This is a genomic window from Janthinobacterium sp. BJB426 (assembly GCF_002735705.1).
In the GTDB taxonomy this organism is placed as follows: Bacteria; Pseudomonadota; Gammaproteobacteria; order Burkholderiales; family Burkholderiaceae_D; genus Janthinobacterium.
On sequence record NZ_PDZL01000004.1, the window covers coordinates 83,424 to 99,533 of the forward strand.

The 16,110-nt window shown below is 64.9% G+C and carries 15 protein-coding genes; 7 read left to right on the forward strand and 8 right to left on the reverse strand.

The annotated features are described in order from the left end of the window. Positions 1-315, forward strand: a complete 315-nt coding sequence (gene rhaM, locus CSQ93_RS08225) for an L-rhamnose mutarotase (protein WP_099377648.1) — start codon at positions 1-3, stop codon at positions 313-315. Positions 316-323: 8 nt separating this feature from the next. After that, positions 324-1,700, forward strand: a complete 1,377-nt coding sequence (locus CSQ93_RS08230; protein ID WP_099377649.1) for an FGGY-family carbohydrate kinase — start codon at positions 324-326, stop codon at positions 1,698-1,700. 59 nt (positions 1,701-1,759) lie between these two features. Here the strand turns inward: CSQ93_RS08230 and CSQ93_RS08235 are convergent, their stop codons facing one another. The 4 genes from CSQ93_RS08235 to CSQ93_RS08250 form a co-directional block, all read right to left on the reverse strand. Next, positions 1,760-2,122 (reverse strand): BON domain-containing protein, encoded by a 363-nt coding sequence (locus tag CSQ93_RS08235; protein ID WP_034752546.1) that lies wholly within the window; start codon positions 2,120-2,122, stop codon positions 1,760-1,762. Between the two features lie 267 nt (positions 2,123-2,389). Further along, positions 2,390-3,757 carry a sigma 54-interacting transcriptional regulator gene (locus CSQ93_RS08240; RefSeq protein ID WP_099377650.1) on the reverse strand — a complete coding sequence of 456 codons (1,368 nt, stop codon included), beginning with the start codon at positions 3,755-3,757 and terminating at the stop codon, positions 2,390-2,392. Then, a complete protein-coding gene (locus CSQ93_RS08245; protein WP_233516111.1) occupies positions 3,754-4,296 on the reverse strand; it encodes a hypothetical protein in 543 nt (180 codons plus the stop codon). The genes CSQ93_RS08240 and CSQ93_RS08245 overlap by 4 nt, the downstream gene beginning before the upstream one ends. Then, positions 4,293-5,705 carry a HAMP domain-containing sensor histidine kinase gene (locus CSQ93_RS08250; RefSeq protein WP_099377651.1) on the reverse strand — a complete coding sequence of 471 codons (1,413 nt, stop codon included), beginning with the start codon at positions 5,703-5,705 and terminating at the stop codon, positions 4,293-4,295. Before CSQ93_RS08250 ends, CSQ93_RS08245 begins: the two co-directional genes overlap by 4 nt. Before the next feature lie 283 nt (positions 5,706-5,988). Here CSQ93_RS08250 and CSQ93_RS08255 point away from each other — a divergent pair, with 283 nt between their 5' ends. Then, complete coding sequence (locus CSQ93_RS08255; protein WP_099377652.1) at positions 5,989-8,859, forward strand: insulinase family protein; 2,871 nt, start codon at positions 5,989-5,991, stop codon at positions 8,857-8,859. A 24-nt stretch (positions 8,860-8,883) separates the two neighbouring features. Here the strand turns inward: CSQ93_RS08255 and CSQ93_RS08260 are convergent, their stop codons facing one another. Together CSQ93_RS08260 and CSQ93_RS08265 are read right to left on the reverse strand one after the other, a co-directional pair. After that, positions 8,884-9,288, reverse strand: a complete 405-nt coding sequence (locus tag CSQ93_RS08260) for a VOC family protein (RefSeq protein WP_099377653.1) — start codon at positions 9,286-9,288, stop codon at positions 8,884-8,886. A gap of 55 nt (positions 9,289-9,343) precedes the next feature. Then, complete coding sequence (locus tag CSQ93_RS08265) at positions 9,344-10,240, reverse strand: helix-turn-helix transcriptional regulator (protein ID WP_099377654.1); 897 nt, start codon at positions 10,238-10,240, stop codon at positions 9,344-9,346. Between the two features lie 129 nt (positions 10,241-10,369). Here CSQ93_RS08265 and CSQ93_RS08270 point away from each other — a divergent pair, with 129 nt between their 5' ends. Further along, positions 10,370-11,407: a methyltransferase domain-containing protein gene (locus CSQ93_RS08270; RefSeq protein WP_099377655.1), complete on the forward strand. Its 1,038-nt coding sequence runs from the start codon at positions 10,370-10,372 to the stop codon at positions 11,405-11,407. 12 nt (positions 11,408-11,419) lie between these two features. Here the strand turns inward: CSQ93_RS08270 and CSQ93_RS08275 are convergent, their stop codons facing one another. Beyond that, positions 11,420-12,319: a LysR substrate-binding domain-containing protein gene (locus CSQ93_RS08275; RefSeq protein WP_099377656.1), complete on the reverse strand. Its 900-nt coding sequence runs from the start codon at positions 12,317-12,319 to the stop codon at positions 11,420-11,422. Between the two features lie 112 nt (positions 12,320-12,431). Here CSQ93_RS08275 and CSQ93_RS08280 point away from each other — a divergent pair, with 112 nt between their 5' ends. Further along, positions 12,432-13,691 (forward strand): MFS transporter, encoded by a 1,260-nt coding sequence (locus CSQ93_RS08280; protein ID WP_099377657.1) that lies wholly within the window; start codon positions 12,432-12,434, stop codon positions 13,689-13,691. On the opposite strand, the gene CSQ93_RS08285 is transcribed toward CSQ93_RS08280, so the two are convergent. After that, positions 13,688-14,347: a helix-turn-helix transcriptional regulator gene (locus tag CSQ93_RS08285; RefSeq protein WP_099377658.1), complete on the reverse strand. Its 660-nt coding sequence runs from the start codon at positions 14,345-14,347 to the stop codon at positions 13,688-13,690. The genes CSQ93_RS08280 and CSQ93_RS08285 overlap by 4 nt on opposite strands. 125 nt (positions 14,348-14,472) lie before the next feature. Here CSQ93_RS08285 and CSQ93_RS08290 point away from each other — a divergent pair, with 125 nt between their 5' ends. Further along, positions 14,473-14,955 carry a DUF2165 family protein gene (locus tag CSQ93_RS08290; RefSeq protein WP_099377659.1) on the forward strand — a complete coding sequence of 161 codons (483 nt, stop codon included), beginning with the start codon at positions 14,473-14,475 and terminating at the stop codon, positions 14,953-14,955. 46 nt (positions 14,956-15,001) lie between these two features. Beyond that, the gene (locus CSQ93_RS08295; protein ID WP_099377660.1) at positions 15,002-16,102 is read left to right on the forward strand and encodes an efflux RND transporter periplasmic adaptor subunit; all 1,101 of its coding nucleotides are present in this window, start codon (positions 15,002-15,004) and stop codon (positions 16,100-16,102) included. Positions 16,103-16,110 lie beyond the last annotated feature (8 nt).

A 16,110-nucleotide genomic window follows, 5' to 3' on the forward strand; every position in this document is an offset into this window, starting at 1 on the left:
ATGGAACAAATTGCTTTCAAGATGCAGCTGAAACCCGGCAATGCCGCAGAATATCAACGCCGCCACGATACCATATGGCCCGAGCTGGCGGCCTTGCTGCACGAGTCCGGCGTGCGCGACTACAGCATCTTTCTCGATGAAGCGACGGGTGCGCTGTTCGCCGTGCTGCGCCGCATGGACGGCCACGCGATGGAGTCGCTGCCGCAGCATCCGGTGATGCGCCGCTGGTGGGATTACATGGCCGACCTGATGGACACGCAGAGCGATGCCTCGCCCGTCGTCGTGCCGCTGGCACCCGTGTTTCACCTCGCCTAAGGACTGCCGTGACCATCGACGCCACCGTTGTACTCGATATCGGCAAGACCAATGCCAAGCTGACCTTGCTGGATGCCGCCGGCGCCATCCTGGCCGAACAGCGCTGCCCGAACAACATCATTCAAACAGGACTGTATCCGCACCACGATACGGAGCGCCTGTGGCACTGGCTGCAAACCACCCTGGCCGCGTTTTCACGCCTGGCCCGCATCAGCGCCATCGTGCCCGTCACCCATGGCGCCACGGCGGCGCTGGTCGACGATACGGGCCTGGTGCTGCCCATCCTCGACTATGAGTCGACCTTGCCGCAGGCGCTGGCGGCCGAGTACGCGGCGCTCAGGCCAGCCTTTGGCGACGGCCTGTCGCCGCAACTGCCATGCGGCCTGAACCTGGGCTTGCAGCTGTACTGGCTGGCCAAAACGTATCCGCAGGAATTCGCCCGCGCGCGCCATATCCTGACCTACCCGCAATACTGGGCCTGGAGACTGTGCGGCGTGGCGGCCAGCGAAGTGACGTCACTCGGTTGCCATACGGATTTATGGCAACCGCAGCTGGGCACCTTTTCCTCGCTGGTGCATCGCATGGAATGGACGCAGCTGTTTCCGCCGCGGCAAGCGGCATGGACGGCGCTGGGGCCGGTGCGAGCCAACCCAGCGCTGCCCGATTGCCAGGTACTGTGCGGCATCCATGACAGCAATGCTTCGCTGCTGCGCTATCTGGAGACGGAGGCGAACGACCAGCCGCGCACGATATTGTCGACCGGTACCTGGGCGATTGCCGCCGCGTTTGGCGCGCGACTGGACCGGCTCGATGAAACGGCCGACATGCTGGCCAATGTCAACGCGCTTGGGCAACCCGTGGCCTGCATGCGCTTTATGGGCGGACGCGAGTTTTCGGTGCTGGCAGGAGGATCTCCGCAAGTATGCGATGTGGCCGATATCGAACGGTTGGTGCGGCAGGGCAGCCTCGCGCTGCCGTGTTTTGCCGAGTCCGGCGGGCCGTTCGTCGGGCAGGCGGGACGCATCGTGGGGCCGGCGCCACAGACGGCGCAGGAATACTACGCGCTGGCCACCCTGTATTGCGCGTTGATGAGCGACTATTGCCTCGATGCCCTGGGCGCCGGCGGGCCGGTGATGGTGGAAGGCAGCTTTACCGACAACCCGCATTTCGCCTCCGTGCTGGCAGCGCTGCGGCCAGGCCAGGACGTGGCCGTATCGCAGGACACCAGCGGCACCACCTGCGGCGGCTGGATGTTGCACCGCTGGGGCGAGGTGCCGGCGCTGGAGTCGACGGTGATGGCGGCGCTGGCCTTGGACGGCCTGACTGCTTATCGAGAACAATGGCGGGCGCTCGCAACCGAACCGGCCTTGAAAATACGGGCGTAAACGAAAAATGCCCTGTCCGCAGACAGGGCAACCCGGAGTAAAGTACAGCGCGAGGGGGATTAGCCGGCGGCTTTGACTTTCAGCTCGTTCTTGATTTCTTTCACGCCGCTCACGGAAGCGACGATCTGCACGACGCGGTCACCCGCTTCGGCGCTCGGCACGTCGCCCGACAGGACGACCACGCCTTGCTGGGTTGCTACCTTGACTGGCAGGGCAGCGGCTTGCGCATCGGCGCTCAGGGCGGCCTTGGCCGAGGAAGTGATGGTTTCATCAGGGACGGCAGCGGCGGCGTTGGCGGCCACGACGGTGTCAGCAGGAGCTTGTGCTTTTGGTGCGGAGTCAGCGGCATGCGAAGCGGTGATCGAGGCGCCCGACAGTACGATAGCGGCAACCAGGGTATTGAACAGTTTCGATGTTTGCATGGTAGTTCCTCTCAATGAAGTTAAAAGCTTCTTACTTGGATAAAGCAACACTTTGAAGCGTCACATCTACCCATACAGCAAGCACCGTGCCAGCTTTTAAATTACATTCAAAATCAACGACTTACATGCAAACGCAATTTTTCCAGCGCATTTCGCAGCGATCTGGCCCGAAAAACGGGGGGTTTTGTCGCCTGACAGCGACAGCTTATGGCAACAATATCAATGTTTTAAAATAAGTCGTTGATTATTAAGGTTTTATTTTTGTCGCTATTCAGCGACAGGGTCGCCATCGCCCCGGAACAGGGCCGGCGTCAGCTCGTATTTCTGTAATAAGCGGTAGAACTCCGTGCGGTTGCGGTCGGCCAGGCGGGCCGCGTCGGCCACGTTGCCATCCGTCAGGCGCAGCAGCTGAATCAGGTAGTCGCGCTCGAAGCGCTGCTTGGCTTCGTTATAGCTGAGCGCTTCCAGCGACGGCACGCGCAGGGCCCGCTGCACCAGGGACAAGGGCACCAGCGGCGCCGTGGCCAGCGCGCACACTTGCTCGACGACATTGACCAGCTGGCGCACATTGCCGGGCCATGGCGCCGCTACCAGGGCCGTGAGGGCGTCTGGCGCGAAGCCATTCAACGGTTTCTGGTACTTGGCCGCCAGCTTCTGCAGGAAATGGTTCGCCAGCAGGGCAATATCTTCGCGGCGCTCGGCCAGCGGCGGCAGGGTCAAGGTCACCACGTTCAGCCGGTAATACAAGTCTTCGCGGAATTGCCCCTCGGTCATCGCCACGTCGAGGTCGCGGTGCGTGGCGGACAGCAAGCGCACGTCCACCGGACGCGTCTGGTCGGCGCCGACGGGGCGCACGGCCCGCTCCTGCAGCACGCGCAGCAGTTTTACCTGCAGCGGCAGCGGCATGTCGCCGATCTCGTCCAAAAACAGGGTGCCGCCATCGGCCGCCTGAAATAGCCCTTCGCGGTTGCCGACGGCGCCCGTAAACGAACCTTTCACGTGGCCGAACAATTCCGATTCCAGCAACTGCTCGGGAATGGCGCCGCAGTTGACGGCGATGAACGGCGCCTTGGCGCGGCGGCTGGCGTTGTGCAGCGCGCGCGCCAGCAACTCCTTGCCCGTGCCGCTGGGGCCGCGTATCAAAATGCTGGCATCGGATCCGGCCACCAGCTTGGCTTCGGCCAGCAACTCGGCCATCTGCGAACTACGGCTGATCAGCTCGGCGCGCCAGCTCTCGTCGCCCGATGCTGGCGCCGGCATGACGGTGGACAAGTTGATGGCATACGCCACTTTTTCCATCAAGAGCTTGCCATCGAACGGCTTCGTCAGATACGCAAACGCGCCGCGCGCCGTCGCGTCGACGGCGTCGGGGATGGTGCCGTGGGCCGTCAGCAAAATGACGGGCAGGGCCGCATGCTGGCGGCGGATTTCATCGAACAGGGCCAGGCCGTCGCGGCCCGGCAATTGCACGTCGGTAATGACCAGGGCTGGCAATTCCACGGCCAGGCGCGCCAGCGCCGCTTCCGCGCTGCCCACGGCCGTCACGCGGTAATTGCCAGCCTTCAGGCGGATGGTCAGCAGGCGCAGCAGGTCGGGGTCGTCGTCGACCAATAAGATGTGGGCGTGTTCGCTCATTTCGGCGCTCCCGCGGCAGGGCGCACGGACAGGCTGCGCTCGATGTTTTTCAATGCTTCGAGTTTTTCATTGAGCAAGTCGATGCGGCGCTGAGCGTCGCGCAACTGCGTGTTGAGCTTGTCGATGCTCTCGTCCTGGCGGCGCAGTTCCGCGTATTGGCTGCCCAGCAATTGCGCCAGCGGCGCCAGCAGTTGCGCGTCCTTGCCCGTGGCCGTGGCCAGCGGTTCCAGCAACGCTTGCGCGCGGGCCAGGTCGCCGGGACCGCGCAAGGCCGCTTGCAGCATGGCGCGGCGCAGCGTGTTGTGCGGCGCGTGATCGGCTTTCGCCAAGTCCAGCTGCGCCTTCACCAGTTCCGACGGCGTCATCAGGCGCAAGGCGCCTTGATATGCGAGCAATTCCGTCAGCTGGGGGTCCGTCACCACCACCACGCGCGGCGGCGTCTGCACCAGCACGGGCGTCTGGGTGGGGGGCTTGGCGGCGCAAGCGCCCAAGAGCAGCGCGCAGGTGGCCATGGCGGCCAGGGGAATTCTCGTCATCATAAGGGCAGTTCTATCCGAAAATGCGCGCCGGCGGAGCGCGGTAAAAGAGTGACGCTGCCATCGTGGGCGGCGATATATTCACGCACGATGGACAGGCCGATGCCATTGCCGTTGCGCGCGCCGGCCGCCTGGCGCACGCCCTGGTAAAACGGCTCGAAGATGCGCGCGGCATCCTCGGGCGCCACGCCGGCACCTTCGTCGATGCAATCGATGCGTACACGGCCGCCTTCGCAAGACAGGGTGAAACGCACGGTGCCGCCTTCCGGACTGAAGCGCACGGCATTCGACAGCAAATTCGCCAGGGCCGTCGCCAGCTTGTCGCGGTCGGCCTGCACGATCAGGGATTCTCCCTGCACCTCGACCGTCAAACGGCGCGCCAGCCATTGCAGACGCTGCCCGGCCACCACATCTTGCAGCAAGACCAGCAAATCGACCTTGCTGTGCGCCAGGTGCTGGGCGTCAAAAGCGGCGGTATTGTAGCGCAGCAAGTCCTCGATCTGGGTTTGCAGGGACGCCGTGTTTTGCTGCAGGATGCCGGCGATTTCGCGCTGGCCATCGCTGAGCTTGCCCGCCACCTCGTCTTCCAGCAAGGCCACGCCTTCGCGCAGGGCCGCCAGCGGCGTTTTCAGCTCGTGCGAAATGTGGCGCAGAAAACGTTCCTTGTCGGCATCGAGGTCGGCCAGACGCTGGCGCAGCCAGTCGAGCTGCTGGCCCAGGCGGCGCGTGTCGGCCGGTCCGCCGACGACGATGGGCTGGTCGTAGCGCTTGTCGCCCAGGCGCTCGATGGCCGTCTCGATGCGGCGTAGCGGGCGCGACAACAGAAAGCCGAAGCAGGTGGCCAGCACGGCCGCCAGCAGCACGGCGCCACCGACCAGCACGCCCAGCACGCGGCGCTGGCGTTCCAGCTCGGCCAGCAGGGCGTCGTTGCGGCTGCCGATTTCCGTCTTGCTTTCGCGCGCCAGGCTGTCATTGATCTGCGTCATGCGGGCAAACGCGCGGTACACGACGGCATGGCCATCGCGCTTGCGGCGCTTACCCGCCTGCAAGACTTCCCACGCCGCTTGCGCCTGCACCGTCCATTCATCGGCCAGCTGGGAAGCGAACTCGGGCGTGGCCCGGTTCAGCACTTGCAGCGCCGCCGTCGCTTCATCGCGGGCGGCCGCGTAGCGTTCGCGGAAGACGGGATCGTCGAGCACGAGGAATTGACGCGCGCTACGCTCCATGGCCAGGGTGCGCTCGGACAGCCGCTGCGACTGTTCCGTCAGGGCAATCGCCTGCGCCGCCGTCTCGCGCCCCAGCCGCGCCAGGTGCTCCAGGGTCAGCAGGGCTTGCACGGAGGTGGCCGTCAAAATGCCCGTCGTCAAAATGAAGGCGGCAAATAACAGTTGGCGAAAGGAAAGTCGGGACAAGGTAGGCGCCTTCGGTTCAGTCTGGACAGTAAAAGGCGCATGGTACGCTAAGCCTCCATCGCGGGGCGCCACCCGTCAAAAAATAGCTGATCTGGCAACGTTGTTGCTTTTGCGGCCGGCAAGCAAGCCACGGCGGCGGCGCGCAGATACTCCTAGTACAATAGGGAAAAGCTTCATACAGGCATCAAAGTGGCCCCGGCCCTGGCATTACGCCACTTTGCCCCCACATGTGATGCAGCCCCACCGACACTCCGAATCACCTACCGCAGAGATCCCATACCGCATGAGCACATTTGAAAAAGTCAGCAGCAACTTCATTCCAGTCTTGCAGGCAACCATCGAGCAATATGTCGAGCCAGCAACGGGCATGCGTCATATCCACATGCATACCGAGCAGGCTGAGATGGTGTTCCTGGTGGCCTTTCCCACTGTGCCGGAAGTGAGCGACGGGCGCGCCCACATCCTGGAACACCTGGCCTTGTGCGGCTCGTCCCGCTACCCGGTGCGCGACCCTTTCTTTTCGATGCTGCGCCGCTCGACGGCCACCTTCATGAATGCGATGACCTATCCGGACCGCACCGTGTATCCGTTCGCCAGCACCGACCGCAAGGATTTCTTCAATCTGCTCGACGTGTACCTGGACGCGGCTTTCTTCCCGAACCTCGATTACCTGAACTTCCGCCAGGAAGGCTGGCGCCATGCGTTCGAAGGCGACAAACTGGTGTACCAGGGCATCGTCTTCAATGAAATGAAGGGCGCTTTCAACAGCCCCATGCGCGCGCTCGACAGCGGCATCGCCAGCACCTTGCTCAAGGGCACGACCTACGAAGTGGAATCGGGCGGCGATCCGCTGGTAATCCCGGAACTGACGCATGACATGCTGAAAGAATTCCACGCCAGCCATTACCACCCGTCGCAAGCCGTGATCATGACCGCCGGCAATATCGAAGCGTCGGCCGTGCAAGAACAAGTGGCCGAACGCGTGCTGTCCAAGCTCAGCGGTTTCTCCGAACGCCGCCTGCCGCAGCTGGCCCCCGCCTGGACGGCGCCGCAGGAAAACATCGTGAAGATTCCGTCGCAGGAAGCGCGCGACGATGAATTCGGCCTGCAATTCGCCTGGCTGATGGGCGAGTCGAGCGACCCCATCGCCTACTACCACGCGCATTTGCTGTCGCACGGCTTGCTGGGCGAATCGTCGGCGCCCGTCATGCGCGCCATGGAATCGGCCGGCTATGGCCGCCCATCGGACATGAATGGCCGCGACGCGGGCATCCGCCAGATGGTGTTCCACATCGGCATGGAAGGTTTAACCAAAGAACAGATCGCCGATGCGCACCAGCGCATCTGGACGGCCCTGGAAGAGACGGCGGAAGAGGGCATTCCCGCCGCCGTGCTGCACGCGGCCTTGCGCGACATCAAATACAGCCAGCGCGAAATCAGCAGCGGCCGCATGCCTTACGGCCTGGGCCGCTTGCTGCACGCCTTGCCGCTGGCCATGTATGGCGGCGACGTCATGGACGCCTTCGACAATGCGGCCATCCTGGAAACGCTGGAACAGCAGATCGAAGACCCGGCCTTCTTCAAGCAGCTTGTGCGCGAACTGATCGCCAACCCGACCCGCCTGACGACGCACGTGGTGCCCGACAGCGCCTACTTCACGGACCGCGCGGCCCAGGAAGACGCCAAGCTGGCGGCCCTGCAAGCGCGCCTGACGGATGCCGAGCGCGAGCACATCGTGGCCGAGTCCGCCGCGCTGGAAGCGCATCAGCAACTGCCATCGAATTCGGAAGTGCTGCCGCGCATCCGCCCTGGCGACGTCAGCGCGCTGCCGCGTCCGGCATTGCCGATTCCCCCTGCCGTCAACGGCGCCGTGGCGTTCAGCATCGCCTCGAACGGCATCAGCTATGCCAACGTGCTGTACGACGTGTCGGGCTTGCCGGAAGCGTCGTGGCCATGGCTGCGCCTGTACACGGACCTGGCGCCGGAACTGGGCGTGGGCGACATGTCGTTCGACGACGCCAGCGCCTGGCGCCAGAGCATGGTCCCATCGTTCCACATCGGCCTGGAAGCCATTCCCCGCCCGCAACAGGCGATGCGCGTGGAATTGTCGTTCTCGGCCAGCGGCTTGCGCGAAGAACACGCGGCCATCGCCGCCGTGCTGTCGGCCTGGATCGCCAAACCCCGCTTCGATGAAGAAGAGCGCCTGGCTTTCCTGATCGAAAGCCTGGTGCAAGACAAACTCTCCAGCCTGGCCGAGTCCGGCAACCGCTACGCCATGCTGGCCTCGGCGGCTCCCCTGTCGCCGACGCGCCGCTTCGACGACATCGTCGGCGGCCCGGCGGCACTGCCGTTCTACCGCCGTTTGCAGCAGCTGAGCAAGACGTCGGCAGGCTTGCAGGAAATCGCGCGCGAGCTCGACACCCTGCACGCGCACATCATCGCCCAGCAGCCAACCGTGCTGTGCGCGGGCCTGGAGCAGGATGGCATCGCCCTGGCTCGCTTGCTGGCATTGCCGGTAGCCAGCACGGATGCCACGACGCCTGGCGACACGGCAGCGCCAGCAGCCTTGCCGCTGGCCAACACGGCCCTGCATGCGACGAGCCAGATCAACCATTGCTTCGTTTCCTGGGCCGTACCCGGCGTACACAATCCGGACGCCTCGGCCCTGGCCGTGGCCGCTGAACTGATGACCAACCAGGTGCTGCATACGGCCCTGCGCGAAAAAGGCGGCGCGTATGGCGGCAGCGCCAGCTATGCGGCCGGCGCCGGCACGTTTACCTTGAGTTCCTACCGCGACCCGCGCCTGGCCGGCACGTTTGCCGACTTCGGCACGACGCTGGATCAAATCCTCGACGGCGATTTTTCGCAAGAGCAGGTGGAAGAAGCCATCATCTGCGTCATCAAGGGCCTTGACAAGCCGCACTCGCCATACGCGGAAGCGCTGACGGCGTGGAACATGCAGCAGCGCGGCACGACGGAAGCCGTGCGCCAGCAGTTCCGCACCGGCGTATTGACCTGCACCCTGGCGCAGATCAAGGACGTCACGCGCACCTGGCTGAAAAACGGCCAGCCGAGCCGCGCCGCGTTTGCGGGCAACACGACGCAGGACCTGGCCGGGCTGGAAGTGGTGGATTTGCTGGCGCTGGCTTCTTAAACGGCCGTTACGACGCGGTAGCCATCACTTGGGTACCGCGTCAGGTTCCATGAACATCAGTTCCCACTGATGCCCATCGGGATCCTGAAAACTGTGGCCATACATGAAGCCGAAATCCATCGGCTCCTTGTAGATGCTGCCGCCCGCCTGGACGGCCTTCGCCACCAGCGCATCGACTTCGCCGCGGCTCTCGGCCGACAAACACACGAGCACTTCCGTCGCCACGGTGGTGTCGCACAGCTGCTTGGGCGTAAATTGCTTGAATTTTTCGTGCGTCAACAGCATCACGAAGATGTCGTCGGCAACGATCATGCATGTTGCCGTTTCATCGGTGAAATGGGCATTGAAACTGAAGCCCAGCGCCGTGAAAAACGCCACGGAGCGTTCCAGCGACTGGACGGGCAGATTGACAAATATTTTGCGGGCCATCATGTCTCCTTGAGGTGAGATGAAAAATGCTGCCCGCCGATTCTACACCGGCTTGTTACGTGCCAGCGCGTCCCACGGTCTTCGGCGCGTAGCCGAAATAACGGCTGAACGCGGTGCTGAAATTGGACGGATGGCGATAGCCCGTTTGCCAGCCCGCCTGCGCCACCTGACATCCATTTTCCAGCAGTAACTTTGCCCGCTGCATGCGCAGCGCCAGCAGGGTGCGCTGCGGACTGTCGTGGTAGCGGTAGCGCCACCCCTGCTTGAGCTTGAACAAGCTCAGTCCCGCTTGCAAGCACAGGTAATCGAGCGTCAGGTCTTGCGCCATCTGCTCCTGCATCAGCGCGTGGACGCGTTCCAGTTTGGCGATATCAGTCTCGGACCAGCGCGGCAAGGCAGCGGGTGCGGGCGCCGGACGCAGCGCCCGCAACTGTTCCGCCAGGATACTGAGCACGCCGATATGCACGGCCAGCGGATCCGTCGCGCGCAGCAGCGAGCGCGCGTGCAGAGCGCTGCTGCGCGTCGTGGCCGCATGCGCCAGCTGGCGCGCACCACCGTTCGGTAACAATGAAGTCAGGCCTTCCGGCCAGTAGCGCGCCAGCGCGTCTTCGCCGACCAGCACGCGCAATTGCACCGCCCGTTGATCCGCCTCGAAACGGCGCTCGCCGCTGACGTGGTGAAACGCCGTCACCGTCGTATGGCCGCCCTGGAAACGCAATTGCCCGCCATCGCGCGTCGTGTAACCGGACGCGCCTTCCAGGCCGATGGTAATGACCATGCCGCCCGCATCGTCATGCTGCGATGGCTCGACGAGGGCAAGGCGCGGGCGGTAATCGGAATGCACGAGCAGCAAGCCCTGGTCGACCTGGCGCTGGTCCGCGCGGCACGCGCCCATTCCGGGGTCCAGCTGGCGCCGCGTCCAGCCTGCCGCTTCCCTGTCCTGTTCCCTCATCGCTCCCCCTGTTTTCCACGCGCCGTCGCGCATACGAAATGCGCCGCGTCGCATACAAATGCAAATGATAATTATTCTCATTGTTACATAAAATAGGCTTTCTTGCCTACCTCGCCGAAAGGAAATGCCATGCCGTTTACCACGCAACATGCCTTGCAACCCTACTGGGACCTGGCCGTCGCGCCCGTCCAGGCCGATGGGCTGGCCGCCGCCCTGGAACTGGGCATTTTCGAGGTGCTGGCCACGCCGCACACGCCGGTGCAGCTGGCCGAAGCCCTGTCGCTGCACGCGCCGCACACGGCCCTGCTGCTGGAACTGCTCTGGAGCATGCAGGTGCTGGAACGCGATACGGCCGATGCCGATGCAGACACACAGCGCTACCGCTGCACGGCCGCCACCTTGCAGTATTTCTGCCGCAACTCGGTGGCCTTCTGTGGCGACGCCTGGCTGTACCGGCTGCATGCGCTGCGCCACTTCGCCACACAGCTCAGTACGCTGGTGCGCGAGGGCGGCAAGGCCGCGCCCTACAGCACGGCGAATGGAGTCAACTGGGCCGTTGCCGCACAGCAGCAGATCGGCCAGGAACAACGCGCCGTCACCATGCGCGCAGCCCTGTCCGTGATGCTACGGATCGCCCCGTTTGCAGACGGCAGCACGCCGCTGCGCCTGCTCGACCTGGGCGGCGGTCCGGGCTGGGTTGCCATTGCGCTAGCGCAAGCCCATGCGGGCTTGCATGGCTGCGTCTTCGACTGGCCGGAAACGGCGGCCGTGGCGGCCGCCAACATCGCCCATGCGCAACTCTCTGACCGCCTGGAGACGGTGGGCGGCGACCTGGACAGCGACGATATCGGCAGCGGTTACGACCTCATCTGGTGCTCGTCCGTGCTGCATTTCGTGCCCGATATGGCGGCGGCCTTGCGCAAGATTAATGCGGCCTTGAAACCGGGTGGCGTCTTCGTTTGCGTGCAGGCGGAAATCGCTCCGGCAGCCGTTGACGCGGCGCGCGTGCTGCCGTATTACTTGCCGATGCGCATGTTGGGCCGCACGGTAACGCGCCAGGGGAAATTGGCACAATTGCTGCGCGACACGGGCTGGCGGCAAGTGGAGCAGTACGGCGCCAGCGATTTCCCCATGGCACCCGTGCAAGTGCTGATTGCGCGCACTTGAATGGCAGGCGTTTTACGCCGCACCTTGTTGCAGCGACTCGATGATCAGGCTGGCCAGCCGCTCGACGGGCGGCCTGGACACGCTGGAGGCGCGCAGCAATTCCAGCGACAACGGGGGCAGGGCGGGCAAGCCCGCCGCCACGTGGTCGAGCGCGCAGACGGAAGAGGGCAAGCCCAGGCTGGTGCGCACCGTCACGCCCAGCCCGGCGGCGGCCGCCGCCCACAGCCCCGCCAGGCTGGGGCTGGTAAACGCCGTGCGCCAGGCGATGCCGGCCCGGTCCAGCGCCTGCGTGGCGCAGCGCTGGAACAGGCAGTCGCGGTCGAACGTAATGAGCGGTAAAGGTTCGCCCGATTCGGGCCGCCAGGCCAGGCTGGACGAGGCGATCCAGCGCATGGCCGGTTCGGCGATATGCTGGCGCTGCTGCGGCGGATACTCGGCCACATCGGCGATGCACGCGCCGCCCCACAGCAGGGCCAGGTCCAGCTGTCCCATGGCCAGCCCTTGCATCAAGGCCGTGTTGCGCGCCACGTGCGCTTCGATGCGCACTTTCGGATGCGCGCGGGCAAAGCGCCCCAGCACGTCCGGCAGCAAGGCTTCGCCAAAATCCTCCTGCAAACCGAGCCTGATCCAGCCTTCCAGTTCCGCGCCGCGCAAGGCGACGGCCGCCTCGTCGTTGAGTTCCAGCAGGCGGCGCGCATAGCCGAGCAGGACTTCGCCGGCCGGCGTCAGCGCCAGTCCCCGGCCATCCTTGCGGAACAGGGGCATGCCTGCCTGCTCCTCGAGTTTTTTCAGCTGCGCGCTGACGGCCGAGGTCGAGCGGCCCACCTTGTCGGCTGCGCGGGCAAAGCTGCCCAGCTCGATGCCAGCCACATAGCTGCGCAAAAAGGCGATGTCGAAATTCAGCAAGCTCATGGCGTGACGGAGATTGTCCTGTTTTATGGGATGGTGACTGGTAAATTATCTGATATTCAGAACGATCGTACTGCGCAACACTGTCAGGGTCAACCACTTTCCCCTCCCTGCCATGACCACCAACTGCCCTGCCGTTTCCCTTCCTGTCACTGCGCCCGCACTGGGCGATGCCCACCGCTGGAAAGTGCTGGCCGTCGGCGTGGCGGCCAACGCCAGCTTTTCCGCCGCCGCCAACGGCATGCCCACCACGGCCATCTGGCTGCGCAGCGGCTATCACCTGAGCAATACGCAACTGGGGGTGGCGCTGGGCGCCATGGGCCTGGGCGTGGCCCTGACCGAATTGCCATGGGGCATGGCTACCGACCGCTGGGGCGACCGGCCCGTGCTGCTGACCGGCTTGCTGGGCACCATGCTCGCGCTGTTGACCTTGCTGCTGTGGATCACGCCGGCTGACGGTTCCGTGCCGCCCTTATGGGCGCTAGCGGCCGGGCTGGCGCTGGTCGGCGTGCTGGGCGGCAGCGTGAATGGCGCCAGCGGCCGCGCCGTGATGCGCTGGTTCGGCGCCGGCGAACGCGGTTTCGCCATGAGCATCCGTCAGACAGCCGTGCCCATGGGCGGCGGCCTCGGCGCCCTCGTCCTACCCAGCCTGGCATCGCGCTACGGTTTCATGCCCGTGTTTGGCGCCCTGGCCATCGTATGCGGCCTGTCGGCGTTTTTTACGTGGCGCTGGATGCATGAGCCCGACTTGTCTGCCGAGGCCGCCACGGGGCCGCACAACGCGTCCACGGGCCTATCTGCAGTGAAGCAGCCGCTGCCATTAAAAAACCGTAAAGTCTGGCGCATGGTGGCCGCCATCGGCTTGCTGTGCGTGCCGCAGTTTGCCGTGCTCAGCTACGCCACCGTCTTCCTGCATGACCATGGCCACCTAGGCCTGGCAGCCATCACGGCCGTGATGGTGGCCCTGCAGGCGGGCGCCATGGTGATGCGCATCTGGAGCGGGCGCCATACGGACCGCCACGCGAACCGGCCGGCCTACCTGCGCGGCTCGGCCCTGGTAGCGCTGGCCTCGTTCATTTTGCTGGGATGCATCGCCTGGCTGCAGGCACCGGGCTGGCTGTTGATGGCCGCCGTGGTGCTCGCCGGCATCGCCGTGTCCGCCTGGCATGGCGTGGCCTACACGGAGCTGGCCACGGAGGCGGGCGGCGCCAACGCGGGCACGGCCCTGGGCATGGCGAACACGGCCGTATATGCGGGCCTGTTCCTCACGCCGATTGCCATCCCGCATTTGCTGGCGGCCAGCAACTGGTCCGTCGTGTGGTGGCTGGCGGGGCTGGTGGCGCTTGCTACCCGCCCGCTGTTTCCGAAAGACTAGGGCAGCGCCCTGATCCGATACACGCAGCGCATGGCGTTGGCCAGCACATGCTGCTCGCGCACGATGCTGGCGTGCGGTCCCACCACTTCCTGGAACAGCTGCAGTTCCGAGCGGCAAAAGCCCTGGCAAGTGCGTGCGGCGGCGCAGATGGGGCAGTGGTCTTCGATCAGCAGCCAGTCGTCGCCGTCCGCTTCCACGCGCGCCATATAGCCCTCTTCATCGCGCACGGCCGCCAGTTGCTGCAAGCGCGTGGGCAAATCCGGCGCCGAGCACGCCAGCGCATACGCGCTACGGCTTTCCTCTTCGCGCTGCGTGATGAGTTTATCCAGTCCCGCCTCGCCGAACAGCTGGCGCACGGAACCGATCAGCTTGATCGTCAGCTGCGCATGCGTGTCGGGAAAGCGCGCATTACCCGCTTCCGTCAAGACCCAGTTCTGGCGCGGCCGGCCAGCGCCTGCCTGCGCTTCCTGGCGTCCCTCGATGAGGCCCGCCGCCACCAGCTTTTGCACTTGCTGGCGCGCCGCCTCGCCCGTCATGTCCAGGGTCTTGGCCAGGGTCGCCGTGGAGACGGGGCCCTTGGTCTTGATGAAATACAGGATGCGCTCCGTCGTTTGCGGCGCTTCGCTATTATCCAAACGTTTACTTGTGTAATTCATTTCGCTCAACTATCATGGGGCCAGTTAACCAACTAATTGCTTGCATAATAGGCCGGTAGCTCCCTGCTGTCGAGGAGTTTCCACGTCCGCATGCCGGCAAGACACTTTCTTGGACTGGATTTTCAATGCAGCTGCAGCACTCTCTCTGGCTGTTTCACGCCATCCTCGCCACCGGCCTGGCCACCTGGCTGACCCTGGCCACCCTCAACAACCTGCACGCCTTCCAGGGCGCCGTCTGGGCCATCGGCAACACCATGCGCATGGATCCATTGCGCCAGGACCCGACCATCCAGACGCCGCTGCTGCGCCGCGCGCTCACGTCCTTGACCCTGCACCGGCTGTCGCTGGGCGTGGTGCTGGCCTTGCAGCTGCTGGCCGCCATCGCCGCCTGGACGGGCGTGACGCTGTTCTTTGGCGCCTCCCTGACGGCGGCGCTGCCCTGGCTGAACCTGGCCTTGTGCGCCATGGCCGCCTTTTTGCTGCTGATGCACCTGGGCGGCCTGTGGTTCGGCTACTGGATCGCGCAGGAAGGCTTGCAGACGACGCATCTGGTGCTGCTGCTGTGGACCATCGCGCTGTTTGTACTTTTCAACGCGCAGCGGACCTGATCAGCCTCCGCTGCGCCTCTTCTTCCCCGCTGTAAAGGACTTCATCATGAATACGAAACTCGTCGGCGCTTCCGCGCTGGCCATCACCCTGGCCGTCGCCGGCGCCGCCCTGTATCCGCGCGCGGACTCCCATGCGGCCGATGCCGCCGCCTATCCCGCCACCAAGGTGGCGCTGGTGCCCGTCGTGCTTGGCACGCAGGAACGCTACTTTTCTGGCGTGGGCGAACTGGAAGCGGCGCGCCAGGTGCAGGTGGCGGCCGAGACGGGCGGACGCATCACGCATATCCGTTTCGAATCGGGCCAAAGCGTGGCGGCCGGCGCCATCCTCGTCCAGCTGAATGACGCGCCGGAACAGGCGACCCTGCTGCGCCAGCGCGCGCAACTGAAAAACGCGGAAAGCAGCCATGCCCGCACGGTGCAGATGGTGAAGGAAAAGGCGGCCACGCAGGAGCAATTGGATAGCGCCCTGGCCGCGCGCGATGCGGCCCTGGGCGACGTGCGCCAGACGCAAGCGCTGATCGCGCAAAAGACCATCCGCGCGCCGTTCGCCGGCCAGCTGGGCATCCGCAAGGTGCACGCGGGCCAGTACCTGAACGCAGCCGACACGGTGGCCAGCCTGATCGACACGAAGGCGCTGCTGGTTAACTTCGCCCTCGATGAACAGAGCAGCGCGAAACTGGCGCCCGGCCAGGCCGTACAAGTGCTGGTGGACGCCTATCCCGGCGACATCTTTACGGCGAAGATCAACGCCATCGATCCGCTGATCGCCCGCTCGCGCATGGTGCAGGTGCAGGCGGCGCTGAGCTATCCGCGCGGCGCTTTAAAAGCAGGCATGTATGCGAATGTGCGCGTGGCGCGCGAAGCAGGACAACAACTGACGGTGCCGGAAACGGCGGTGACCTACAGCGCGTATGGCGACACGGTCTTCGTCGCGCAGCAGGAGGGCAAGCAGCCGCTCACCGTCAAGCGCGTGGGCGTGAAACTGGGCGAGCGGGCAGGGGGCCGCGTGGCCATCATCGACGGCTTGCGCGAAGGCCAGCGCGTGGTCGCTTCGGGCCAGCTGAAACTGGCCGACGGCATGGCCGTGCAAGCCGTCGCCAATACCCTGGACGAGGCCAAGCGCGCCGCGCCCAAGGCCGGCTCTTAAGGGAAGGC